At 65.9% G+C, this 23,799-nt stretch carries 20 protein-coding genes and 1 pseudogene; 12 read left to right on the top strand and 9 right to left on the bottom strand.

Translation table 11 applies throughout. From position 1 onward, the window contains the following. The first annotated feature begins 1,034 nt into the window (after window positions 1-1,034). Both HNO88_RS18080 and HNO88_RS18075 read left to right on the top strand, forming a co-directional pair. On the top strand, window positions 1,035-2,204 hold the full coding sequence (locus HNO88_RS18080) for a patatin-like phospholipase family protein (protein WP_184248962.1): 1,170 nt from the start codon (window positions 1,035-1,037) through the stop codon (window positions 2,202-2,204). Window positions 2,205-2,229: 25 nt separating this feature from the next. Then, window positions 2,230-2,748 (top strand): hypothetical protein, encoded by a 519-nt coding sequence (locus tag HNO88_RS18075; protein ID WP_184248960.1) that lies wholly within the window; start codon window positions 2,230-2,232, stop codon window positions 2,746-2,748. A 303-nt stretch (window positions 2,749-3,051) separates the two neighbouring features. Here the strand turns inward: HNO88_RS18075 and HNO88_RS18070 are convergent, their stop codons facing one another. Beyond that, the gene (locus HNO88_RS18070; protein ID WP_184248957.1) at window positions 3,052-3,288 is read right to left on the bottom strand and encodes a hypothetical protein; all 237 of its coding nucleotides are present in this window, start codon (window positions 3,286-3,288) and stop codon (window positions 3,052-3,054) included. 1 nt (window position 3,289) lies between these two features. Between HNO88_RS18070 and HNO88_RS18065 the strand changes: the two genes are divergently transcribed. Beyond that, on the top strand, window positions 3,290-3,877 hold the full coding sequence (locus tag HNO88_RS18065) for a hypothetical protein (RefSeq protein ID WP_184248954.1): 588 nt from the start codon (window positions 3,290-3,292) through the stop codon (window positions 3,875-3,877). After that, window positions 3,843-4,325, top strand: a complete 483-nt coding sequence (locus tag HNO88_RS18060; protein WP_184248951.1) for a hypothetical protein — start codon at window positions 3,843-3,845, stop codon at window positions 4,323-4,325. Before HNO88_RS18065 ends, HNO88_RS18060 begins: the two co-directional genes overlap by 35 nt. 834 nt (window positions 4,326-5,159) lie before the next feature. Here the strand turns inward: HNO88_RS18060 and HNO88_RS18055 are convergent. After that, complete coding sequence (locus tag HNO88_RS18055; protein WP_184248947.1) at window positions 5,160-6,581, bottom strand: hypothetical protein; 1,422 nt, start codon at window positions 6,579-6,581, stop codon at window positions 5,160-5,162. 99 nt (window positions 6,582-6,680) lie between these two features. Between HNO88_RS18055 and HNO88_RS18050 the strand changes: the two genes are divergently transcribed. From HNO88_RS18050 to HNO88_RS18025, 6 genes are all read left to right on the top strand, one after another. Continuing rightward, on the top strand, window positions 6,681-8,075 hold the full coding sequence (locus HNO88_RS18050) for a toll/interleukin-1 receptor domain-containing protein (RefSeq protein ID WP_184248944.1): 1,395 nt from the start codon (window positions 6,681-6,683) through the stop codon (window positions 8,073-8,075). Then, on the top strand, window positions 8,072-9,136 hold the full coding sequence (locus HNO88_RS18045) for an AAA family ATPase (RefSeq protein WP_184248941.1): 1,065 nt from the start codon (window positions 8,072-8,074) through the stop codon (window positions 9,134-9,136). The genes HNO88_RS18050 and HNO88_RS18045 overlap by 4 nt, the downstream gene beginning before the upstream one ends. A gap of 3 nt (window positions 9,137-9,139) precedes the next feature. After that, the gene (locus HNO88_RS18040) at window positions 9,140-13,990 is read left to right on the top strand and encodes a hypothetical protein (protein ID WP_184248939.1); all 4,851 of its coding nucleotides are present in this window, start codon (window positions 9,140-9,142) and stop codon (window positions 13,988-13,990) included. 94 nt (window positions 13,991-14,084) lie between these two features. Next, window positions 14,085-14,408: a patatin-like phospholipase domain-containing protein gene (locus HNO88_RS18035; protein WP_184248936.1), complete on the top strand. Its 324-nt coding sequence runs from the start codon at window positions 14,085-14,087 to the stop codon at window positions 14,406-14,408. Then, on the top strand, window positions 14,398-14,583 hold the full coding sequence (locus tag HNO88_RS18030) for a hypothetical protein (RefSeq protein WP_184248933.1): 186 nt from the start codon (window positions 14,398-14,400) through the stop codon (window positions 14,581-14,583). Before HNO88_RS18035 ends, HNO88_RS18030 begins: the two co-directional genes overlap by 11 nt. A gap of 127 nt (window positions 14,584-14,710) precedes the next feature. Then, window positions 14,711-15,112, top strand: a complete 402-nt coding sequence (locus HNO88_RS18025) for a hypothetical protein (protein ID WP_184248930.1) — start codon at window positions 14,711-14,713, stop codon at window positions 15,110-15,112. Here the strand turns inward: HNO88_RS18025 and HNO88_RS18020 are convergent. From HNO88_RS18020 to HNO88_RS18005, 4 genes are all read right to left on the bottom strand, one after another. Continuing rightward, a complete protein-coding gene (locus HNO88_RS18020) occupies window positions 15,096-15,389 on the bottom strand; it encodes a hypothetical protein (protein ID WP_184248927.1) in 294 nt (97 codons plus the stop codon). The genes HNO88_RS18025 and HNO88_RS18020 overlap by 17 nt on opposite strands. A 280-nt stretch (window positions 15,390-15,669) precedes the next feature. Continuing rightward, complete coding sequence (locus HNO88_RS18015) at window positions 15,670-15,897, bottom strand: hypothetical protein (protein WP_184248923.1); 228 nt, start codon at window positions 15,895-15,897, stop codon at window positions 15,670-15,672. Beyond that, entirely contained in the window at window positions 15,894-16,751 is an 858-nt protein-coding gene (locus HNO88_RS18010) for a VgrG-related protein (protein ID WP_184248920.1), read from the bottom strand. The genes HNO88_RS18015 and HNO88_RS18010 overlap by 4 nt, the downstream gene beginning before the upstream one ends. 484 nt (window positions 16,752-17,235) lie before the next feature. Beyond that, window positions 17,236-18,477, bottom strand: coding sequence for an NF038132 family protein (locus HNO88_RS18005; RefSeq protein WP_184248917.1), 1,242 nt, complete (start codon window positions 18,475-18,477; stop codon window positions 17,236-17,238). A 615-nt stretch (window positions 18,478-19,092) separates the two neighbouring features. On the opposite strand from HNO88_RS18005, the gene HNO88_RS18000 reads away from it, so the two are divergent. Further along, a complete protein-coding gene (locus tag HNO88_RS18000) occupies window positions 19,093-19,722 on the top strand; it encodes a PEPxxWA-CTERM sorting domain-containing protein (RefSeq protein ID WP_184248914.1) in 630 nt (209 codons plus the stop codon). Between the two features lie 1,066 nt (window positions 19,723-20,788). On the opposite strand, the gene HNO88_RS17995 is transcribed toward HNO88_RS18000, so the two are convergent. Both HNO88_RS17995 and HNO88_RS17990 read right to left on the bottom strand, forming a co-directional pair. Next, on the bottom strand, window positions 20,789-21,658 hold the full coding sequence (locus HNO88_RS17995; protein ID WP_376768786.1) for a substrate binding domain-containing protein: 870 nt from the start codon (window positions 21,656-21,658) through the stop codon (window positions 20,789-20,791). Between the two features lie 410 nt (window positions 21,659-22,068). Continuing rightward, a complete protein-coding gene (locus HNO88_RS17990; RefSeq protein WP_184248911.1) occupies window positions 22,069-22,416 on the bottom strand; it encodes a hypothetical protein in 348 nt (115 codons plus the stop codon). A 390-nt stretch (window positions 22,417-22,806) separates the two neighbouring features. Here HNO88_RS17990 and HNO88_RS17985 point away from each other — a divergent pair, with 390 nt between their 5' ends. After that, window positions 22,807-23,109 (top strand): hypothetical protein, encoded by a 303-nt coding sequence (locus tag HNO88_RS17985; protein ID WP_184248908.1) that lies wholly within the window; start codon window positions 22,807-22,809, stop codon window positions 23,107-23,109. A gap of 359 nt (window positions 23,110-23,468) precedes the next feature. Here the strand turns inward: HNO88_RS17985 and HNO88_RS22380 are convergent. Then, window positions 23,469-23,799 (bottom strand): annotated as a pseudogene (locus tag HNO88_RS22380) (transposase); the annotation flags it as partial.

Raw genomic sequence — 23,799 nt, 5'->3', positions numbered from 1 at the left:
GCTTCTCACACGAACCTAGAGCACTGGTCATGCTGGTCGCTAAGGCTCGCCCGGTCTTCCCGGATCAGGCGAGACACTCACATGAACAAGTGTCCAAATTTGGGAGCCTCACCAAGGGTGCTGAATGACGACAACTGGGTCACCGCCGGAGAAGGGCAGGGCAGCAGCTGCCGACCAATTCGAGACATTTGGCACGTTAACCTCGCCGGCAGCTTTCGCCAGAACGGGCCATTCTCTTAGTGCGGAGCCGCTTGGCTGCAACGCGCTCTAATTTCGGCGTTCAGGCTGATTTCGCGCACGCCTGTGACCTGCCGATCATTCAACGAGTTAGGTCGGGAGGCTGTGACCGATGCTGTGCCTTCCTTGCCTTCTGATCCGACTTCGATGGAAGGTGCCCCCAGCCATGACTGGTTATCATTGAATGCGCTAGTTGACCGTCGACCGCACGCACAGATCGGGGGACGGTCTCGTCAGTGCACCTTCCGCCGGCCCGATGTCATCGTAGGAATGAACCGGTCCCACCGGACGCCAACAATACGGAACCGCCACGACCACGGCCGGTCAGGATTGCGCCTAAATTAACGAGCGCCTCCTTGATGCTGACGTAGATTTCTTCTTCCCACTGACAAGTTTCGCACCGACGCATTTTGCCGGCAGATCCGCCAAGCTGCGTCAACGCTTTCAGAAATCTGTCTTTGCCTACTTGATCAACCATTCTGCCCGCTTGAACCCGCAGTTTCGGAACACCGTGAGCATTCCGTCCGAGGCAGCGGGAGCGGCACGCCCCGGCGCTGATGACGTATGCCGATATGCCTGACGGCAAGGCCCTAAGTAGCTTGACCCGATGCCGTATTCGGGTCAGCTTTGCGGCGGCTCACCACTTGGACCGTCACGACCAACAGCGCCTGTGCGCCGCGGTATCGATCCTAAAGGTGGTGCAGGCGAAAGGGGGTTTCGCTTCGTTCCATGTCCGACCACGCGCTCGATCTTGATTTCGCCCGGCGCAAGCCCGCTGCCTCCCTTAGGTCGGCGGCATGACGGACGACCTGCAGCAAACCGCCCTGTGCGCCCGTGTCACCGCGCCCGGGCCCAAGAAGATGCTCACTATCGATGGGGGCGGCATCCGCGGCGTCCTTGCTCTCGGCGTGCTTGAGCGGATGGAGGTGATCCTGCGCGAGGAGAGCGGCCGGCCCGACCTGGTGCTGGCCGACTACTTCGACGCGATCGCCGGCACCAGCACCGGCGCGATCGTCGCAGCGGGCCTCGCCAAGGGCATGACCGTGCAGTCGCTGATCGCCTTCTACGTCGAGAGCGGCAAGGAGATGTTCCGCAAGTCCTCGCTGGTTCGGCGTGTCTGGTACAAGTACGAGAAAAAGGCGCTCGCGCAAAAGCTGCGTCAGGCTGATGCCTTCGGCGATCTGCGGCTTGGTTCGCAGGAGCTGCGCACAGTGCTGATGATGGTGATGCGCAACGCCACCACCGATTCTCCCTGGCAGATCACCAACAATCCATTCGAGCACTACAACCAGCCAGCCCATCCCGACTGCAACCTGCGCCTGCCGCTCTGGCGCCTGATCCGCGCCAGCACCGCCGCGCCCGTGTACTTTCCGCCCGAGGAAATCCCGCTTGGCGCCCGCAAGTTCCTGTTCGTGGACGGCGGCGTCACCATGTACAACAACCCCGCCTTCCAGCTCTTCCTGATGATGACGCTCGATCGCTATTGGCGCGCCGCCGATCCGGCGCAGGTGCGGCCCTGGGCTGTCGGCACCGACAAGCTGCTGCTGATGTCGGTCGGCACCGGCACCGTCAGCGGCGAGAACCAGGGGCTCAGCGCCCCCGACATGCACCTGCTGTTCAATGCCAAGGGCATCGCCTCGGTGCTGATGCTGGGCGCGCTCAACGAGCAGGATACGCTGTGCCGCGTCTTCGGCGAATGTGTGGCGGGCGATCGCATCGATCGCTCTCTCGACACCATGATCGGTGCCAAAGGGCCGATGGCGGACAAGCTGTTCCGCTACGCCCGCTACAACGCCGATCTCACCGCGGGCGGCCTGCTGTCGCTCGGCTTCGTGGAGATCGACCCACCCAGCGTGCAGCAGCTCGATTCGGTCAAGGCGATCGACGACCTGCTGCGCATCGGCCGCGCCGTGGGCGAGACCAAGCTGCGCAAGGAGCACTTCGACTTCGCGACATTCGCCGCCTGAATCCGTAGAGAGAGGAGGTGCCGGCATGATCCAAACCGTGACGTTGCTGAACTGGATCACCATCGACCATGGCCTGGGCGATCTCACCGCGCTCGTGCCCCAGCTCGAGGCCCTCACGGCCTTCGTGCAGCACTGGCGCGCGATCGGTGCCGAGGTGGCCAAGCTGGCAGCAGGCGCCCCGGTGGACAGTCCGGGGCTGCTGGCGGGCTACCTTGCAACCCACGTCGGCGGTCCGGCGATCGGCCAGGTCTTCGCAACACTTGGCCTCGACGAACTGCACGCAAAGCTGGCGGACCTCGGCGGCGAGCTGGCAAGCCCGGACGCGCCGTGGGCCAAGCTGCTGCAGCCCGCCAGCGCCTTCCTCGAAAGCTACGGCGCGACGCCCGCAGGCGGCGCCGGTCTGGACGATGGCGACAATCCGGGCCTCGTTAGTTCCCCGCTGTCAAAGCTGGCGGAAGACGCGGCGCCGGTGCTGGGAAAGGCCACCCTGTCGTTCGCCATCGGCGCCGCGGCGGAGCTGGAGTGTGAGGCGGGCGCCGTTTGACCATTTCGCGGTGACGCGGTCGCGCCCGGCCTGCTGCGCATCGGCGCGGACGGCACCGCCACGGCGAGCGCTGGCGTCGCCCTCCCGTTCGGCAAGGTGGGCAAAGGGCAGGCCGACATCTCGGCCAACGCCACCACCCGCCTCGACCTGTTCTTCCGCCCCGAGGATCCGGACCGCGCCTTCGCCGAGGCGCTGCTGCCGGCGCTGGCTGGCGTGCCCGATCCGCTCGACCTCGTAGCGATCGGGCGGGCAGTCGAGGGTGCCGGGTTGGAAGGGCTCCTGCTCGTCGGCGAGGACGCGGTGTCAGCCGGGCTCGGCGCCACGCTGGGCACGTCCGCCGACATCAGCGGGCTTGCCACGCTCGATGCCGGCCTCGTCGCCGACGTGCAGTTCAAGCGCAGCGCGCGCTGGCTGCTGTCGCTGCGCAAGAGCGAGGACGGGCTCGCCTTCGTGCTGAGCCGCACTGCCTCGCGCGATCGCGACTGGTCGGTGGGGCTCGACATTCATGCCGACTACTCCGGCCTTGCGCGCAAGGTGCACGATGCGCTCCCGCAGGCCGACGGCTGGCGCAGGGCGTGCTCGTCAAGGTGCGCCCGTTCCTCAGCTCGGCACCTGGCTGGCGGAGCACGCGCCCGCGCTGCTGGACGAGGCGGTCTCCTCGATCATCGGCGAACCGCAGCTCAAGGCGGCGATCCTGCAGGATGCGGGCCTGCTGCTCGGCACCGGACAGCAGACCGAACTCGCGCTTGCAACGCTGCTGCGCACCCGCATCGCCGACTTCGCCGCCGATAACGCGGGCGGCATCCTCTCCGATGCCAGGGCCTGGGCACAGGCGATCGGCGAGCGGCTGGCCGGCGTTTTCCCGGGCCTGGGCGCGCCAAACATCGCGACGGACCTGCTGAGCCGCATCGAGCAGGCGGTCCTGGGCGCTCAGGCGCAGTTCGAAGCGGTGCTGCAGGAGGTCGGGCGCACCGAGGACGTGGCGCAGGCGCTCAAGGCGGTCGGCATCGAGGTGTCTTCGGCCGCAGGCGCTCGACGAGCGGCTCGCCGGCCTGCGCGCACTGGTCGAACGCTTGGATGCCTTCTCGCGCGAAATGCTCGCCCGCACCGCCGAAGGCAAGGACCCTAAGCTGCAGGCGCGGTTCGCCTGGAGCGGGGGCGTGCGCTCGGGCTCGCAATACGAGCTTGCCGGCACGGTCACCGATGCGGGCGCGGACTGCCAGGCGCTGTGGCGCGCGCTCGTGACAGGACGGCTGGAGCCGTTCCAGCGCGTGCTGGCCGATCCCGCGCGTGCCCCGGCGGGGCTGCGCCTCGATCCCGCCTCCAGCCTGGCGCGTTCCGCCGGCCGGCACCATGGCTTCTCGCTCGAGGTCGTGGTGCTGAGGATGGCGGTCTCGATCCGCTCGATCGTCGAGGGCAAGGCCTCGATCACCCTTTCCGCCGGCGGCGACGTGGCAGTCACCGCGCAAGGCTCTGCCTCGCGCGAAGTCGACGGCTTCGACGAGGGCCGGGCGCCAGCTTCGTCAGCGCCTGGGACCTGGCTCTGCACAACGCCGACATCGGCGAGCGGCGCATGAGCGTGACGCTCGCGTTCGATCACACCGACAGCAAGCTCGAGCCGGAAGAGGTCTCCGGCTTCCTCGGCAACCTGGCGCAGCAGCGGCTGGTGAAGCAGGCGCGCGTCGACCAGGCGCTGGAGACGTACCAGGCCTGGCGCACCGCGCTGCCGGCGGGCAAGCGGGTGAAGGGCCGGATCGACGTGCGCATGGCGCTCACCGGGCTGGCGGTCGCGCGCATGGTTGCGCTCGGCCGCCAGGCAGAGACGCGCGAGTTCGAGCTGTTCGCCCACGTTGGCAAGGCACTGATGGCGAGCGGCGGGCTCGAGGCCGTCGATCTCGACGCCGATTGCCGCGAGGCCCGGCGCAAGTTCGGCAGCCTCAAGGCCGAGGCCGACCCGTGGCGGGTCGCCTATGCCATGCGCAAGACCAGCCTGGTGCCGGCGGGTGGGCCGCACAGCCAGGGCGGGCACACCTACAGCGCCTTCCTGCGCCTGATCCCGCGCGCCATGGCATTTGCCCGGCTGCTGACAGTGGTGGCGCAGATCTACGATGCGATCCCTGTCGGCGCGGCGGTGGCCGGTTCGCAATGGGACGAGCGTCGCTACGCCCAGGCCGAGGAGGACATGGCCGAGGCCGCGCGCAAGTGGCTGCGGCTCAATCAGAAGTTCGTGTTCTGGTTTAAGGCGGGGTTCAACCCGGCGATGCTGGCGTTCCTGCGCCTAATGGCCGACATGGACCGCCCGCTCGCCGGGGGAGGACGCCTTCGCAAGTCTTGGCGGCAGTGTCGACACGCAGACCAGCAGCCGGCTGTTCGCGATCACCCTGACCCACGGGGCGACGCCGCGCACCTGATCAGTTCGAGATCCATATCTCGAGCACGTCAGCCCCGACCGGCGCGTAATAGCGGCTCGTCACCGGCCGGCTTGCAAGTCCGAGCGCATCGACCGCCTGCGCCAGCTCGCGCGCGGCTGCGGCATTGTCGCCGCCGTAGCGCACCTGGTTCTGCCCGGCCGCGCTGGCGATGCGCTCGCCGCTGGCGCTCTGCACCTGCCAGCCGGCAGCCCGCAGCATGCCGTTGGCCGCCGTGATCTGCGGGCGCGTGAGCGCGCCGGCGAACTGAATGTAGACGCGTTGCGGATGCGGCGTCGGCTCGGCTGCATCCGTGGCGACCTTGGCTGCGCTGGTGGCCCGCCGATCGGCATCACGCACCAGGCGGATCGCGCCTGTCTTGAAGGGGAGCTTCGGTTCGCCACCCTCAAAAACCCAGCAGGTCGCAGGATCGCTCATGTCACGGCACACCCACTCGTCGCGACGCACCAGGAGCGAGCCCAAGCCGGCACTCGGGTCTGCCGCTGCCAACCGGCGCAGCCCAACGTACTCCTCGGGCGTGAGGAGCCGGTATCCCTGCCGGAAAGCACGGACCAGTCGCGCGTCCTGCAGCGGATTGCGGAACCCGACAGGCGCCGCCCTCGCGTTCGCACCCTGCGCCACGCACCCCGCGCCTTGCCACTGGCATGGCACCGCGCGCAGCGGCTCGCGCGCGATCGCCAGCGCCGGCACGTCGACGGTGGGGCTGCCCTCGGACCACCAGACCTGATCGCCACCAATGAGGCCGGCGCTCAGCAGCACCATCTGCGGACAATCGCTGCAATCGCGCACGACGCCCGCGCGCCGAGGCGCGAGGCGCGCGAAGCTCAGCCAGGGATCGACCTTGAACATCGCCTGCAGGAACCCGGCGGAAACCAACGGCTGCAGCACCGAACCGCGCCACCATGCGGAGATGGCACTGCCGGTGCCATTCTCCCCCGTCCTCAAGCCGCGCCGCAGCACCGTGGCCTGACCATCCTCATGCTCGAGCAGGAGGTAAGCGCCCAACGACTGCGCGCGCCGCACGTCGCGGTCGGCGGGCGAAAAGAGGCCCGGCTTGGCGGATCGGTCGTAGAGCTGGCCGTAGAGGCCGTCTAGCGCAGACTGGGCGACGAGGTGGCACGCCAGCGCGACAGCCCCGATTGCAAGGACCCACAGCAACAACGCCCGCCCCCGCCGCGCCTCGGCCTGAACGACGGATTCGGGTGGCCTGGACCGGTCCGTGCGCGCCATGGCGACAAGGCGCTCCCACCAGCGGTTCAGCGCGTCACCCGCCGCAGCGAACACCGCGCTCGCTCCATCCCCACCGCTGCGGGGCGGTTCGATCTGGTCGGATCCGTCAAAGCCGCGCGCTACCACCAGCTTACAATCGTCCAAATAGTTGATCGTCGCAAGATCATGGCGCATTGTCGGATGATTGCGCCGCTACGGCGAAGCAATAGGGTAAGAATACTAGGGGTTATTCGGTGGCTGACGCGGACAGCGCAAAAAGCGGGAGGGCAGGCCATGCCTGACGCGCCCTATGTCTTCGTCAGCCACGCCAGCCGCGACAAGCCGCGCATCGGCCATATCGTCGACGATCTGATCGCCGCCGGCTACCGCCTGTTCATCGACCATCCCGAGGGCATCGGCCCACGCTTCACGCCTGATTACTGCGCCGACCACGGCATCGAGACGCTGTGGTCGGCCGCAGGCGAGACCAACTGGTCGGCGCGCCTCCAATGCGCGCTGCGCGAATGCGACTGCGTGCTGGTGATCGCCTCCGACGCGCTCACCCTGCCCGGCCTTGCCGAGGAGGACGACCAGCGGCTGGCGGCGGAGAACACCCATCACCGCGTCGAGTGGAAGGCCGAGATCATGTGGGGCCACGCCTTGCAGAAGCTGGTCTTCGCCAAGATCGGCTCGTTCGATTCGGCAGTGCTGCCCTCCTACGTGCGGTTGATGGACGCGATCGACGTGTCGGCCACGCTCGATCCGGCCAAGCTTGCCAACAACCTCGCGATCCTGCGCAGCACCCGGATCGAGCCCGCTGTCGCCGCCGCCATCCGCGGGCCGCGCGTGGAGCAGTTCCGCAGCCTGCTCGACCTCCTGCCTCTGTGCGTCGGCCGGCGCGAGCAGCGCCGCGTCATCGCCCATGCCCGCCGGCGTCTGGCCGAGACCGGAACTACGCCGCCGATCGTGCTTGCCACTCCGGACAACGAGCTGCCGCCGCGTTTCTTCGAGGCGCTGCCGCTCGCCGACGACGGCAGCGGCATGGCCGAGCCCGTCAACGTGCGCCACGTCGAGCTGCCGTCCTCGCGCGGGGACGCGTTCCAGCAGGACTTCGCCTTCTCGCTGATCGAGGAGTTCCTGCACGATTCCTACGACGTGCACCTGGGTGCAGTTGCCGATCACCTGCGCGGCGGGACGCCGACCATCGTCGTCTCGATAGTCACCGTCCGCTCGCCGCCCACCAGCCTGCCGCTGGCCGACTGGATCGCGTTCTGGACCCGCTTCGCCGCCGACTTCCCGCGCACCCCGGTGATCCCGGTGCTCACCGTGCTGCTCGGTGAGGCGGCGCCCGGCTGGCCCGACTATCCGCCGCGCCAGAAGCTCGACCGCTCCAGCTACAAGCGCAACAAGGCGTTGTGCGAGTGGCTGACGAAGGAGGCGGCGGGCGCGGCGCAGACACCGGTCTTCGCCTTCCCCTCGCTGCTGCGGCCGATCGCGCTCGACCACGCGCTGGGCTGGACGCGCGACATCCGGTCCAACGTGCTCGCCAGCACCGAGCGCGACCGGCTGGAGGCCGCCATCACCAGCACGATCTATCCCACGCGCGCCGAGCGGGACGACGGGGTCAACCACGCCGTCTTCGCCGACCGGGTCCGCGCCTTCTTCCAGACGCTCGGGAGGGCGGCATGACACAGGTTCCAGGCTACTTCCGGCTCGGCGTGGACCAGCCCGGTTCGGGACTCGGCACGATGATCAAGACGCTGCGCCGGCACGACGACCCGCGCGACTACCTGCCGCCGCCGGGCCTGCGCGAGGCGGTCGACAGCGCGCTCATTTTAGGACGGCCGCTGCTGCTGATGGGCCCTCCGGGGACCGGCAAGTCCGACCTCGCCTTCGCCATCGCCGACTGGTTCGGCTGGGGAATCGAGACCTTCGACACCAAATCCACCAGCGAGGCGCGCGACCTGTTCTACTCCTTCGACGCGCTTTCCGCCTTCCGCGCCAGCCGCCCGCAGGGAGACGGCGCGGATGGGCTCGACCTGCACGACTTCATCACCTACCAGGCGCTCGGCAAGGCGATCCTCGACGCCTTTCCCGCCGACAACGAGCGCGTGGCGAACCTGCTCGGACCTGCCGAGGCAACCGCGCAAGTAAACCGCCCGCAGCGCCGCACCGTCGTGCTGATCGACGAGATCGACAAGGCCCCGCGCGACTTTCCCAACGACCTGCTCAACGAGATCGAGCGGCTGTACTTCCGCGTGCCCGAGCTGCGCAACGCACTCTCGCCGGGCGGCAAGCACGATCCGATCCCGGCCGAGTACATGCCGGTCGTGATCATCACCTCCAACGACGAGCGCGGACTGCCGCCGGCGTTCCTGCGCCGCTGCCTGCGCTTCGAGATCAAGTACCCCGAGCCCGACCAGCTCAAGGCCATCGTCGCCCGCCGGCTCGCCACCCAGCTCGAGCGGGACCACGAAGCGATGCTGCCCGAGGGGCTGGGCGAGCTCGTCGACCTGTTCGTCCGCTTCCGCCAGTCGGGCGGCATGGGGAGCGGCGAGAGCGTGTCGACGGCCGAACTGCTCGACTGGATCCAGATGCTGCTGTTCGCCCGCTACGATCCGAACCAACCCCTCGCACCGCAGGCGGCGCTGTTGGAGCGCTCGATCCCGGCGATCGCCAAGTCGACCGAGGCCACGCAGCGGCTCAAGCAGCTCCTGCGCGACAGCTTCGGCCTGATGCTGGAGGACTGACGCTTGGGCCGGCGGCTGGGCCTGATCGAGCAGCTGGAGCTGCTGCTCGAGCGGCTCGACACCTGCCGCATGCCGGTCTTCGCCGTGACCCCGCGCGAGAGCGTTGACGCGCACCGCCTCACCCGTGCGCTGATGGCACGCGGACTGGGCGGCGCGGGCATCGCGGCGCTGGGACCCTATCTTGCCCCGCTGCTGACCCGCACCGGCGATGAGCGGAGCGCGTTCGAGACGATCGTCGCCGGGATCGAGCCGGTGGCACAGGACGCCCCGCCACGCACCGACAGCGCGCCGGACAGGGTCATCGAGCCGGACGAACCCGAGCCTTCCACCTGGTTCGACCGGCTGCGCGAAAGGCTGCCCACAAGCCTGCCGCGCAGCGTCGCCGCGGTCCTGCTGCTGGGTCTGCTGGGGCTGCTCGCTGTCGCCGTGGGTTTGGGCGTCGGTGGCATCACGGCGCAGCAGACGCAGCAGCCGGCGCAGGCAGAGGACGCGGCCGGCGGCAGCGGGCGGCCTGCTGCGACGCAGACGCCCACCGCCATGCCGAGCGCACCGGCCACGGCTGGCGATACCGACAGCTGGTCCGCACTCCAGGACATCGTCACCCGCTACGACGGCGCACCGACACTGCGCGAGATCGCGCGCGAGCGGGCCGGGTCAGTGCCGTTCCGGATCGAACCGGACGAGTACCTGCGGCGGCTGCGCGCACTGATCGCGGAGCCTTCGGACCGGCCGCTGGCGATGCGCTCCTCGCCCTGGGTCCTGGGCCGGCAGGCGGTCGACGAGGATCGCCTCGCCTGGGCCATCGCCCAGATCGAGACACCGGGCCGGCAGCCGCGGCTCGCCGACGTGCTGCCATCCTTCACCAGCTCCGATTGGAAGGACTCGGCCGAGGTGCGGCGCGTCACGTCGTCGCTCGCCGCGAGCGACCTGATCCCCCCCGGCGGCACGAACCCGGCCGCGCAGGTCGTGCCGCAGGTGCGGCAGCGGCTGGTGGCGATCGGCGGCGAGCCTGCGCGGTGGGACGACGATCACATCGCCCGCGCCGTTGCGGCCGAGCGCCCGGACTGGACCCCTCCAGACGCGCTGTGGCGACCACAGGCATCCGAGCGCGCGACGCTGCCCGGCTGGGTGCCCTGGCCGATCGCCTTGCTCACGATGATGATGCTGACCGGCGCGCTGCTGCCGTTCCTCGACCCGCGGCGCGGGTTCCTGCGGCTGCGGCCGCCGCGCTTGCCGCCCCACCGCACCGCGCTGGTGCACGAGGCCGCCGACCGTCCGCTCGGCCGGGCCGAGCTGCTGCGCGACGCCCACCGCGCGCTGCAGCGGCGCATGCCGCGCATGACCCGCGCGGTCGACTTGCGCGGCAGCATCCGCGCGACGATCCGCGACGGCGGCCTGCCGCACGTGCGCGCCGCCGTGCTCCAGGCGCGCCCCGACTACCTCGTGCTGATGGAGCAGCGTGGGCGCACCGATCTGGAGACTCAGCGCGCGTTGGCGATGATCGCGCCGCTGCGCACTGGCGCCATCGGCCTCGACGTCTACTTCTTCGAAGGCGATCCCTCGTTCACCCGCGCCGAGCGCGACGGGCGGCGGGTGACCATCCAGGAGCTGATGGCGCGCTATCCCAACCACCGGCTGCTGCTGATCGCCGATGGCGCGCGCATGCTCGACCTGTTCACCGGGCGGCTGCGCGGCGGCTATGCGATGCTCGGCCACTGGCGTCGGCGTGGGATGCTCACGCCCGTGCCGCGCACCGAATGGGCGCGCGAGGAGCTGCTGATCGCGCGCGGCATCGGCGGCCCGCTGGCGCAGCTGTCCGACAGCGGCGTGCTGACGCTGGCCCGCCAGCTGCCACAGGAGGTGCGCGACAGCGGCGCGCCCGCCGACCCTCTGGACGCACCGCTGGGCGAAGTGCCGCCGATGCCGCGCGACCTCGCCCGCGCGCTGCTGCAAGTGCCCGAGTGGATCGCCCAGGGTAACGAAGCCGCGCTCGACCGGCTGGTCGCGGACCTCAGCTGGTATCCCGACGGGCCGGGCTTCGAGTGGCTCTGCGCCCTCGCGGTCTACCCGGCCGCGACCTACGACCTGGCGCTGTACCTGGGCACGCAGATGCGGCTGCAGAGCGCCGGTAGCACCGGCGCGGCGCTGTTCACCCCCGCCCGGCTGGCCGCGCTCACCCGGCTCGAGTGGCTGCGCGTCGGGCGCATTCCCGACGCGATCCGCCGCCGCCTCGCCGCGCGCCTCTCGCCCGAGCGCAGCCGCGAAGTACGCGGCCTCATCCAGCGCCTGATCGAGGAAGCCGACGCGCAAGGCGCCCAGCCCGAAGCCTCGCGCGCCGCCTATGCCCGCGAAGAGGCGAGCGCCGGCCCGCCACCCGAGCGCCTCTACGAGGACGAGGTCTTCGTCGACTTCATGCGCGCGGGCGAAGTCGACGAGCTGGCGGTCGACCTACCCGAGGCAAGGCCGGCGAGCTGGCAGAAGCAGCTGCGCGAGATCGACTGGCTGCGGCTGGGCGCGGTGGTCATGGTGTGGGGCTATGCGATCGCCGCCTGGCTGGCGACCCCCGGCCGGGACGAGCGGCCGGACGACCCGCTCGCCTGGCTGCCGCTGGTGGCGCTGGGGCTGAGCGCGGCGGTGACGGTCCTGGCGCTGCGCCCGGCCAGCGCCTGGCTGCGGCTGCGCGCGATGGCATGGCAGTTCGCCACGGGCGGCCTCGTCACCGCGCTGGTCGCAGCCAACGCGCTGGCGGCGCGGCTCGGATGGGGCGCGGGGGCCGGCAGCGCGAAAGCGGGCATCCTCGTCGGCTTGGTGATCGCGATCGTCGGCTGGCCGGTCTGCTGGTGGACCTTCGGCCGCTTCGCGCGCGACGACTGGAGCCCGCAACCGCGCGTCGGTGCCATTCTCAAGCTGGCGTTGCAGGCGGTGGCGGGCGGCGCGCTGGCGGTCGGAATTACCGCGTTCGCCTCCTCGCTTGGCGGTGCCGCGCCTTATGCGCTTGCGGTGTCGGTCGTCGGCGGACCGCTCCTCGCCTGGGGCTGCGCGCGGCTGCCGGCGAAGACCCCGGCAAAGGCGCAGCCCGACCTCACTCGCCTCCATCGCGCCAGGCCGCTCGCCCGACGCGCGCCCTTCGCGCTCGGCGTAGTGCTGCTCGCCGGGTGCTTGTGGCTGGCGGAAGCAACCGACGCGGCGCGCGAGACGCTGCCCGGCGGCGCCTCGGCGGACAGGCTTGTCGCCGCGACCGACCACGGCCTGCTGGCGACCACGGAGGCCGGCGAGGACGGCGTGATCGTCACCTCAGCCGCCGACCCGGCGCAAGCCCTGCGTCATATCGTGTTCCGCCCCGCCAGTCGGTCCGGCATCCAATCAAGTACCGGCGCCGCCGAGCCCTTCCGCATTGCCGCGATGGCGCTCACCGATGGCGGTGCCGACGGACGGCCCAAGCTGGTGGCGAGCTCGTCGACAGGCGCGGTCGTCGCCGTCGACGGCGCCCTGCCGCCCAAGCTGGTCGTCGCCGCAGCCCGCCGCGGTGCGCTGCTCGCGGCCCCGGTACTGGCGGTGAACGCGCAAGGCACGATCCTGGCGGCGCGCAAGTTCGACGATCGGATCGACATCACGCTCACCGACATGGCGGCGAAGACGGCCTACACGCTGCACCTGCCCGACGCGCCGCGCATGACCGCCGCTGCGCCGGCGGGCACCGGCTGCTTCGTGTGGACGCTGGCGAACGGCGCGGTCGGCGCGCTGCGGGTCGAGCGCCGTGCCGGCGTGATCACGGGCATCTGGCTTCCGCCCCACCCCGGCTGGCGGCAGGAGCGGCTCGCCGGCGGCGCACGCCTGATCCGGCCGATGGGGGGCACGGGCGACACCAACCGCTTCCTCCTCGTCGCCGATGACGGCACCGCCGCGCACCTGACGCTCGACTGCCAGACCGGCTACAGTACCCGCAGCGTGGCCGCTATGCCCGAACTGAAGCTGGGCGACATGCCCCCGTGGCGGGACCGCGAGGCGGTCGCGGCGACCTCGCCGATAGTGCCGCCAAACTCCCAGGAGGCTGCGCCATCGCGAAGAGGAGCCTCCGCCGCGGCCAAGCCCGCCCCTAATACGACCGCGCAATCGGCGCCCGTGAAGACCGCGGGAGTATGCACGGGCCCGGATTGCGGCAGCCCTCCCCCGACCCGCGCATGCATTGAAAGAGCCTGCTTCGACGCCGGCAAGTTCATGGCGCGCTACCGCGCCGGGCGTGGCAAGCAGGTGATCAACGGAACGGCACTTCAGGCTTTGCCCAATCTTGCGTCTGACATCGTCAGCCGGATTGCGGCGCGGAACCTGACGGCGGAAGGATCGGCGACGTCGCAGGATGCCGACTGGACGATCCGGCTTTCGGCTTATCTCCTGGCAACGATCGATCAGGAAACCGCAGGGCAATTCGTGCCTACTACGGAACTGGGTTCCGATCAGGCGCTCGCAACAATGTATGGAGCTTCCGGAGCCAGGCGTAGGAGCCTGCGCAATGTGAAAGAGGGCGACGCATCGCTCTTTCGCGGCAGGGGGTATGTGCAGATCGTCGGCCGGGACAACTACGCACGTGTCGGCAAGCTCCTCGGCATCGATTTAGAAGAGGAGCCCGAGCGCGCGCTCGAACCGGCCATCGCGCTCGAGATCGCTCTGGCGGTGGTGTTGGACGATTCGTTCACGGGTAGAGGTGTGACCAGATACATTACGCCCAAAACCAACGATTACGTAGGCGCCAGGCGCGTCGTGGGCGGCGGGCTCAACAATGCCGAAAAGATCGCCGAGCGGGCGCGCATGTTCGAGGCGGCGCTGCGCGCGGCGCTCACTCCGAACACGCAGTGACCGCGGGCGGCGGCGTGATGGTGCGAGGAGGGCCATTATAAGAACCGATGCAGTCTGGGATGTCAGGCGCGGTTACGCGAAGCAGGGGCGCGCGATGATGACGCTCGACCGCTACTGGAAAGGCAAGACCGCGCAGGTTCAGCCCTGGCCGGCCGGCGCCGACAGGATGCTGTTGATGTCGGTCGGGACGGGAACGGCACCGGGCGTGAGCGACGATCTCGACGAGAACGACATGCACCTTCTTTTCAACGCCAAGAACATCCCTTCGCAGCTGATGTTCTTGGCCCTCAACGAGCAGGATCCGTTGTGCCGCATTCTCCGCGAGTGCGTGTCGGGCGATCCGATCTACCGGGAGGTCGACACGCTGATCGGGTTGCGCGGCCCCCTGACCGGGAAGCTGTTCCGCTATGTGGGTTAACGCCGAACTGACCGAAGCCGGGCTGCGGGAGATCGGTTGCAGAGGCGTCGTTCCTAAGAAGGTTCAGGCGCTCGATGCGGTGGGCTCGATCTACAGCTTGCTTAAAGTCAGCCGGATGGTCGGCAAACACAAAATCAAACCCGATCATTTCGACTTCCAGACCTCTCCGGCCTGATGCGCGTCGCGGTTCTGGCCGGCCGGCGTGTCAGCGCCGATGCGGGCGCCTTCCCGCGGTCGCGGGTGCCCGACGTCCGCGCGCGCTTGCGCCGGGTCCTGGTCGAGGACCGTGTGGAGAGCCTGATATGCTCGAGGGCCGACGTGCGGATCTGATCGCGATCGACTTGGCCATGGAACTCGACATCGCCCGCCACATCGTGCTGGCGGGCGATGTCGATGATTTTCGCGCGAGGTCGGTGGCGCCTGAGTGGCAATGGCTGTTCGACCGGGTCGTATCCTCGAGCGCTATCGAGACCGTGTCGGCAGGAAGCTACGATGCGCTTTACCGGGCTGTGACGCGACGGCTGCTCGAACTGGCAACGGTAACTGCGGCGCCCGAACCCGCGCTGGCGCTGGTCGTGTGGGACGGCCCCAAGGCGAGCACCTTTGACCACACCGCCGATTTCGCCGGGCTTGCCGGAGTGTCGGGAATGGCGATCCGGCACATCCCCATACGGCCGGCGGACGCGGTCACCGAATACGCCTGACCCGTTCGAGCGTCAGCGTCAGATCGCCGGGCCAGCGCATGACCATCCGGTCCTCGCCGACGACTTGGAATTCGGCATCGTCCCCCCAACTGCCGCCGTCGCCGCACAGCCATTGGTGGGGACGCGACAGGCGCTTGGTTGCGGTCGCCACGCGCAGCAGCGCGCGTCGCAGCGCAGGTCGTGCCTCTTCGGCGATTTCGGCGCTGGCGATGAGCCCCGACACCGGGCCGAGGCACATCTCGCGCGGCGCGAAGTCCGGCCAGGCGTGTAGCTCCACCGTAACCCTTCGGGAAAGGCGTCCATCAGCGCGCCGACGATCCGCGGATCGTTGAGCTCGAAGCCCGTCTCCTGTCCCGGAAGGACCCCGTCACCCGCCAGATTCCGGCGAGGCTCTCGAATTGGACTTCTTCCTGGATTCCCGTGGAACCACACCGACAGGGGCCGCCGGCGCGGAGGTTTGCTGCGCTGCGGCATCGGCTTGCAGCGAAGCGGAGGCTGTCGGCACGGATGCGCTTTCCCGGCACGCGACCAGCGCCAGCACGGCCCATGACGGAAAGCTAGCGCGCATCGATCAGGATGTAGCTCAGCTTGTCCTGCCCCTTCAGTGCCGAAAGGAACGCGGAGTAACGGTTCTTGGGGACGGTCTGGCAGCCGGCAGACCAGGTGGCGACACCCTCCGCCCCGCCGCGGTGGATGTACATCGACCGCTGCGCGCTGGTGAGGTCGAGGTTGTCTCCGGTCCCCGGCGTGAAGTCGCCGTCCTGGTTGGTGTCGCGCTCCGTCACCTAGATGTCGCCCGCCTTGGTATAGGGAGCATTAGGAAATTGCTCGCCTGCCGCGTGTAATCATAGGTGCCGGCGACGAGACGGCCGAGATCCTGGCGACCTTCGCGATCGGTGTCGCACCCATACTTCGCGCGGTTCTTGTTGCCCAAGTCGAATGCGTACTCGCCGGCGGGCTCGGTGTTGATTGGCATGCGGGAGGGCTTGACCGAGCCGTCCGCCTGGCGATGCACGATCAACAACAGATCGTAGCAACCCTTCCGGTATTGCCGGGTAATGGTGTTCTGACGAAGCACGATCAGCACCTTCCTGCGGCCCAGAAATTCGGCGTTCGCCTCGGCATCGCCGTATTTCTCAATGGTCCGGCGCACGTCGTCGTCGGAAAGCTTGATCTTCGCCCGCTTGACCGCCGCCACCGCTCCATCGGCTACAACGGGGGCAACCGCAGCCGGCGGCGCAATATCAACGACCGTTGCGGTTTCCGCCGTCGCCGGCTGCGGCAAGGCTTTTGACGCCGAGCTTAGGGCCTGCTCGGCCGCCAGGATGTCGAGCGCGTCCTTGACCTCTCTGCCGAAGCGCTTGGCGACCCCGTCCTGAAACGTGTCGCTGCTCTTGCGGAAGTAATGCAGCTTGCCGTCGGCGCCGCGCCGACCGCGCTCGCCGTAGACTGCCATGATCAGCGCCTTGTCGAACGCGGCGTGGGTCGGCGCCAGACCGAGCTCGCCGATTACGCCGGAGATCAGGCCCGACGACGGCCCATGCTGGACCGCGGTAGACCACACGACGTCCTGCAAGGCGCGGCTGCGGGTGGTGACGTTCAGCCCGGTGGTCGTGGCGATCTTCGCTTGCGCCGTCATGTTGGGCTGCCGAGATTAAGGGCCGCTCGGTTGGACGGGCGAACCTCGCAACAACGTCAAGGAGGCTCGCGCTATAATCGCTGACGCAAGCGTGCGGCTTCGGAGCAGTCGTTCTTCACTCGAATAAGCCAGAACTCGTATTCGTTGCCGTTGCGTTCGGCCAAGAAGGCCTCTGCAGCGTTACGTGCAACACGGCACCGCTCGACGCTTGCGGCGGTGCCCGCCCCTCTCGGTAAATGCGCATACTCGTTCGCGGCTAGGTCGCCTCTGCTCACTTGGTCACAGTTCGCTAGGGCCAGTAGGATCAGAGCAGCCGTACCGCATCGTTTCGCCAAGGCAAATCGCTTGGAAGATATCGGCAGAGCTGGATCCATATCTTCAGCTATCACGTATTCGCCGGTCACGCGACTAGGCTCGTGCCGTTCTGAGCGACTGCTGCAAGTAGAAAAGGGGCCGCAGATCCAAGCGGCCCCTTGTTCTTCGATCAGGCGACAGTAGGGCTCATGACCTGGCCGGCTCTACGCCGCATGGTGAAGCCGACGAAGCCGATACCCATAATCATCATGACCCAGGTCGAAGTTTCAGGCACTGCGGCTACAGGATCGACGAAAGTAGTCAGTGGCGTTTGAGTCAAATTGACTGGCGTGGCGCTCTGCGCGGCGAAGGTCAGTTTTGTCTTGAATGCCGTTGTGTCCGTAGGATCGAGCATCAAAGACGTGTCGATGCCCGTCACAGTGAAGTCGGTTACTCCCAGTGGACTGTACTGCGAAAAATCAAATATCTTGCCGACGGCAGGCGCAAAGGTGGTGTTTTGAAGGACACCGAGACCGTCGAGAAACGACAGAGAATACTCGTTGTCTCCAAGGAACTCAAATTCGGCTGTCAGAATTCCCAAGGATGAGCTGAAATCATACCCAGTTGCGACATCAGGATCGACGACAACTGGGATGTTAGGAGATGCGATAAACTCAAACTCGAAGGCGCCGGTTTCCGGATCAATCTCCGAAGGCAGTAGTGGGCTCTCAAATGAGCTTCCATCGCCAATTACGTTGCCATCAAGTACAAGCCCGGAAAACGCTAGGCCTGATTGATAGGCTGTATCGCTCCAGTTAGCTGCTCCAAACCGCAATTGGTATGTGCCAGCTTCAGCGATCTCATACTCAGATTGGATCCAGCCTGTATAACCGCAGCCCGCGCTGTAACACGTACCAGATGATCCGCCGAGCGGCTGCCAGACGGGCGAGCCCGGGATAATCGGGACGCTGGCCGGCGTAAGCGTCGCTTCGACAGGGGGAAGGTTGAGTCCTGGCGCGATCGTCCCGCTGGGCTGCGTGCGGGCAGTGAACAGATTGGCTACAGAGCCCGTCGTGCTGTTGATCAGCTGTGCGAAGCCGTAGTCTGCGAATCCAGAACCATCAGATGTGATGTAGTTGAAGTAGAAGCTCACCTTCTGCCCGATAGCGCCGAAGAATGAGTCAGAGATCAGTTCAGAACCGGTTGTTGCAGAACCGGTGAAGCCGGGTATCCTTGCGGCCCCGGACTGACCGTTTGTCGTCGAGACCCAATCGTACGATCCGGAGTTGGTTGGCGCGGGCGTGACGCTCCCGCTGAACGAACCTTCGACCTTTCCACAGTTGCCAATGCACGTGGCTGCAATTGCCGTGGAGGGGGATACCATCCACCCCGTTAAGATAGAACAAAGGATCAACCTTTTTGCAAATTTCATGAGAGCCCCCTTTAAGACTAAGACAACGTTAGATTTTTCTTGATCTATGTGGCGACCGTACTTCAGGCTAACACATTATTAACCAACCAACCATAAAACTTTCGACGTAGGGCGCATTGCACCGTTCTGGATCGATCTGTCGCATGACGGGGTGACTTTGAGCGCCAGTTTAGATCTGCACAATCGCCCATGCGGCCGATCTACTTACACGCCGATCGATGGTTGAAGCCGGCGTAATAAGACGGCTAGGTCAAATATTCGGGTTAGCTAGGAGCTTCCGGAAACTGGAACCCTAGTGGAGGCGGGGTGTCTTGATCTACCACGGCGATCGACGCGGATAGTATTTCGTCTCGCACGGCTGCCCAGGGTGGACGCTTTACCCCCCTCCCTGGCGCTCGGCTGAGCGCCTCAGCTAAAGATCTCGAAACTCGAGAGCAAGCCACTGAAATCTTTATCATGTTGGTCGCGTCGGTACTTCAGGAAGGGTCGTGCAGTTCCGCCTCCTGTACAGCAACGTCCCGATCAGGGACTCATTTTCGCTAATCTAGTCCCGCGAAAATGGTGTAGTTACTTTGTTGTTAACAATGATCGAGTCGTCTTCGGGAGGAGGTTTCCATGCGTGCGTTACTGGTCAAGCTCGCAGCAATCGGGCTGTTCTCAGTTCTGTCGGTCCCGGCGGTCAGTCAAGCGGCGACGACGGTCGTCGACGGCTCCTGCAGCTCTGTAACCGCTTCTAGCGGCTGCCTTTTCAAGGGAAACATCAATACTGCTGCGAACGGTAATAACAGCTACCTTAACGCTCAAAGCGCCTATAATCTTTATAACAACACGCATCCGAGCGCTAACCCCGACATCACTCTGACGCCGATCGTTTCCAGCGATGATCCGAATTTCGATTCGTTTGGCAGCACCACCGGGGCGGGCGCCACCAGCGGAACTTGGATGCTTGATAACTTTATAGCGAGCTACTTCGCGGTCAAGGCTGGCAATAACTTCGTTCTATATGCGCTCAGTGCGCCAGCAAGCTCCGGCACATGGGATACCTTCGACCTTCCTGGCATCCTTAACGGACCGAATGCCGGCCAATCGCAGAACTTGTCTCACTTGACTTTCTTCGGCTCGCCTGTCTCCGGCGTTCCCGAGCCGAGCACATGGGCGATGATGATCCTCGGTATGGGCGCAGTCGGCTGGTCTCTTCGGCAGAAGCGAGTGTCGATGGGCAAGCACCAAACCAACTTTGCCTGACCAGTAATTGAGGTTGTAGATAGCGCTGCTCCGGATCAACCCTGATGACAAGGTTTAGAGGCCGCCCCACCTTCGGCTGGGACGGCCTTTTCGTTTCAGATAGGCTAGGCGCTGGCGATTGAGCGCTCGAAGGCGCTTGTGCTTCTGCCAAGCAGCTATATGTGCGAAGTAAGCACCCTCGAAGAACGATGCTTCTGCGTAGTCCATGGCGGGCCTGATTGCCTGATCCATGTTAACATTGCGTAAGCGCGACAGAGCACGGAACAAGCAGCAGAGCAGCAAGTTCTAAATCTGCGAAACCACCTTGCAGGCGCTCCAGTTTCGGCTGAAGCGCCTCTTTTACTAGGCGCTTAGTGGCTTGGCAGGGCTCCCGCTTAGTCAGCCGCGATCTTAAACCCAGAGGGCGTCGCTTCAAGCGCTATGATCTTCTCGAGCTGAGCAAGAGAGTTTCGACGGGCTCGAAGGCGATATAGCTCTCGAAGTTCGATCAAGCGTGCGATGCGCCTGAGCCTATCGCGTTCGGTTAGAACAACGGCTGAACAATCGCCGTAACAGGCGGTTTCATCTGTATTATACACGATCAAACCCTGCAGCTTACGAACGGTGATCGCGACCCTTCTCCCGCCGTGAATACGACGCTGGCTGCCGATTGCAACCCCTCCACAGTTGCGGCCGCTTACCGCGATGCTGGCCGCTGCTCGAAGAAGCTAAAGCCGACGCTCTCACACATATTGCAATCTTCAAGGCTGTACCCAGTGTGGCCGGTACCGCTCGAGACACGGGCCGTCGCCCGACGGCCGAAATTATGAGGGAGTCTTCCGAAATCCGCCTCCGAAACCTGCAAGCATGCGTGGGCGCGGAGCACCGGCGGAGCGCGGAAATCATCGGAAGTCATGACCCTCCAGAACGCTGGGGATGGTGGGAAGGCTGGGGGATGGTGCTACGTAGACGAGGCCGTAGTCGATTTGCCGGACCGAGCCTCCGCAGCTCGGACCGGTACCGCGGTACGTATGACAAAGGATGCTTCTTGGCCGCCCTTCAGGAGCTTCGCCGAGCACCGATACCTTCATCCCCAAAGGGGCGGCGATCCGATGGCGTGCTTCAGGTGGGCTAACAGCGCGGTGACCTTGGCCGAGGTGCTGCGATTGCGTGGATAGGCCACGAACAGCTGCGCGCCTTCCGCTTCCGCACCGACGTCGACTACGCGCAAGCTGCCGCTCGCCAGTTCCGCGTCGATGAAGAACGTCGGCAGGAGGGCGATGCCCAGGCCTGCAATGGCTGCCTCTCGCATCATGATGCCGTTGTTGACGCGCAAGCAGGCGCGGGGACGCAGGATCGTCTCTCCTTCGCGGGACCGGAAGCGCCAGTCCGCCGCCCGGTTCGAGTAGAGGATGGCGCAGGCGTCGCCCAGCTCTCTCAGCGATGACGGCGTCCCGTGTTCCCCCAGGTACGAAGGCGCCGCCACGAGCAGGCGGCGACTGGACGCAAGCGGCTTGGCGATCAGGCGCGAGTCCTCGACCGGACCATGACGGATGACAGCGTCGTATCCGTCCGCCGCGACGTCGATGAACCTGTCATCGAGATCGACGGTGAGTTCGATCCCGGGATGTGCCTTCAGGAACTCGCTCAGGATGCGGCCGAGGTGAAGCGTGCCGAACCCGATCGGCCCGGCCACGCGGAGCGGACCGGACAGCGACCCGCGACGCTCGGCGATCTCGGCGCGCGCCTCGGCCGCCTCGCCCAGGATCCTGCGCCCGCGTTCGAGGAACAGCTCCCCTTCCACGGTCAGCGTCAGTTTGCGCGTGGTTCGCTGCATCAGGCTTGCGCCCGGCAAGCGCTCGAGCTCGGCCACGCGCTCACTCACCGCCAGCTTGTCTAACCCATTGACTCGATTCGCTGTCGCGCTGAATTTTGGCGCAGAATGGGGCCTTGTCAGTCTCGACTGGTACTGCAGAGCGTCAGCCTTACGCCAATCGCAACTTTATCTCTGCTATTTTCTCCGCTCCCCATGGCGCAGTACCATTCGGCGCAGAGAGCAGTTTCTCCGGCCTAATTTTTGCTGGTGCTGCGATTGTGTTAGGTCTGCAAACGGCTATTTTCCGCTGCTCGGGTTACTCTGCGGAAGGGCTTACCGTGGAACAAGAGCAGGCGGCTCACACGTTGATAACCCCGATCTGCACGCGACGCGCAGGCCTGCATAGCGCGGGTAGCAGGCCTGCAACATCGGGACTTTGGAAGGATCCTGTTTTACGCTAGTTCTGATCAAGAGATCAGTGAGTTGTCGGGCGATAATCAAGGCCGACCTGTTACCCTCACCTGATGATGAAAGAGAGCACGCGTGTGCTGTCAGCGGCGCTCGCTGGACCCGAGCATGCCGAGCAGCATCTCGAAGAAACTCACAACAGCTCGATCGTTGTCTGTCGTGTTAGCCTTTGCTGCAGCCTCTTGCAGCTGCTCGAGCCTGGCCTGGAGCTGGATAGTGGCGGCAGACGGCTCGGCTGCCGGACACATTGGCAGCTCAGTCGCTATCTTCTGAACAAGCCGGATGAAGTCCATCACCGAAGCTCGGCGATGTACCTGTCGGGTGGCAAGCCGGCGGATCTGCGCCTCGTACAGTGTAATCAAATGGCGGCCGCGACCGTGCGGCATCGACACCGGCAGGTTTTTGGGTTTGGCTGCGGGATGACGGCTCACCCCGCCAATTTAGGCGATGTTTACGGCAATGAGCTATCCGGATAAATTCGCACGTAAGCTCTCATTGATTGGAGCGCAGCTACAGCTTGCCGCCATCGCGATTAAAGCCGCATGCTCTGCAGCTGCGCTAAACCGCCCACGAGAGATAAAACTTTCCTACAGAGAACCAGAACGGTTATGAGGGTGGCAGAGAGGAGTCGTCCGATGATGACCATAGTTCCTGCCTACATTGTTGCCTTATCTACGCTGGTTACCAGCATCTCTGCCCTGGTTTGGTCTTTCCGACGCAAGCCATGACTCAGATCAGAGACCAGAGCGGGCTTTCACTGCACTCGCTTAGATGCGCAGACGCAAGCGACTAGGGACCGCCCAACCCGTGGCAGACCCGCGGTGGCGGCGCCCGCAAGATGTCACAGGATCGGCTACCGAAAATTAGCTTCGGGTGAGCGCGACCGCGACACTCCCTCGCTGGAGGATCAGGAATGTCATCGAGCAGCCTTCGAGATCAAGCAGTCGATCGTCTCGATCTCAGCCGGCATCGGTACGATCATCAGCCCGGATCGCTCGATCAGCCTAAGCGACCCGCATCAACAAGCCGATGCAAAGCTCGACCTGGTTAAACGAGCGAGAAAGAAGCTCGCAATTATTGGCAGCCGTTTGAACGCTACTGTAGCAAGTGGAAGGCGCTGCTGAACTGGCTATCGCCTGTTGCGCGACGGGCGCAGGCAACGTTAATCAGCCACGCCTTCTGGTTCGCTGCAAGATCTGCGGAGCAGCGCTTGCGCGTCGTTGCGCATTAGCGATGGCCGACAGCGGCACACTGTCGTGAGCCGCCCAGAACTCGGCGAGGATGTCGCGCTGAGCAGGCGTGCTGGTGATGCGGTTTGCTGGTTCTTGATAGCCTGACCGAGGCTGCCAGTGCGAAGATCGGTTTACAATTATCTCGCGCGCAACGGCCTCGGTCATGCGCGGCAAAGTCCCCCGTTTGCATTCTCTTGTCACCAAGCTAACTCTAATGAGTTCAAGGCGCCGGTGCTAATCTGATTGGACGTTTAGAGCACTTTCACCATGACCTTTGATAGGCCGAGGCATGGAAGAAGTTGGCGCTCGTTGGGCAGGAAGCGATCGAGTAGGCTGCCGTTACGTTCGACGAGGCCGTCGACAGTTCGCGCCGGCTCCTGCCGTAGGAGCGCCTTGAGCTTGGAGAAGGCCATCTCGATCGGGTTCATGTCTGGGCTGTAGAGCCTGCCCCGGCGAAGGCCGGGGGCGGCAGGTAGAAGATCTGGCCACGGCGGTCGGCGATCGCCTCGCGCATGCCGGCGACCTTGTGCGCGGGCAGGTTGTCGAGCACCACGACGTCGCCGGGCTTGAGGGTCGGTGCAA

It is taken from the genome of Novosphingobium chloroacetimidivorans (assembly GCF_014204535.1).
Taxonomy (GTDB): domain Bacteria; phylum Pseudomonadota; class Alphaproteobacteria; order Sphingomonadales; family Sphingomonadaceae; genus Novosphingobium; species Novosphingobium chloroacetimidivorans.
Note: the sequence above shows the minus strand (reverse complement) of the source record. Positions and strands in the feature narration are given on the sequence as shown.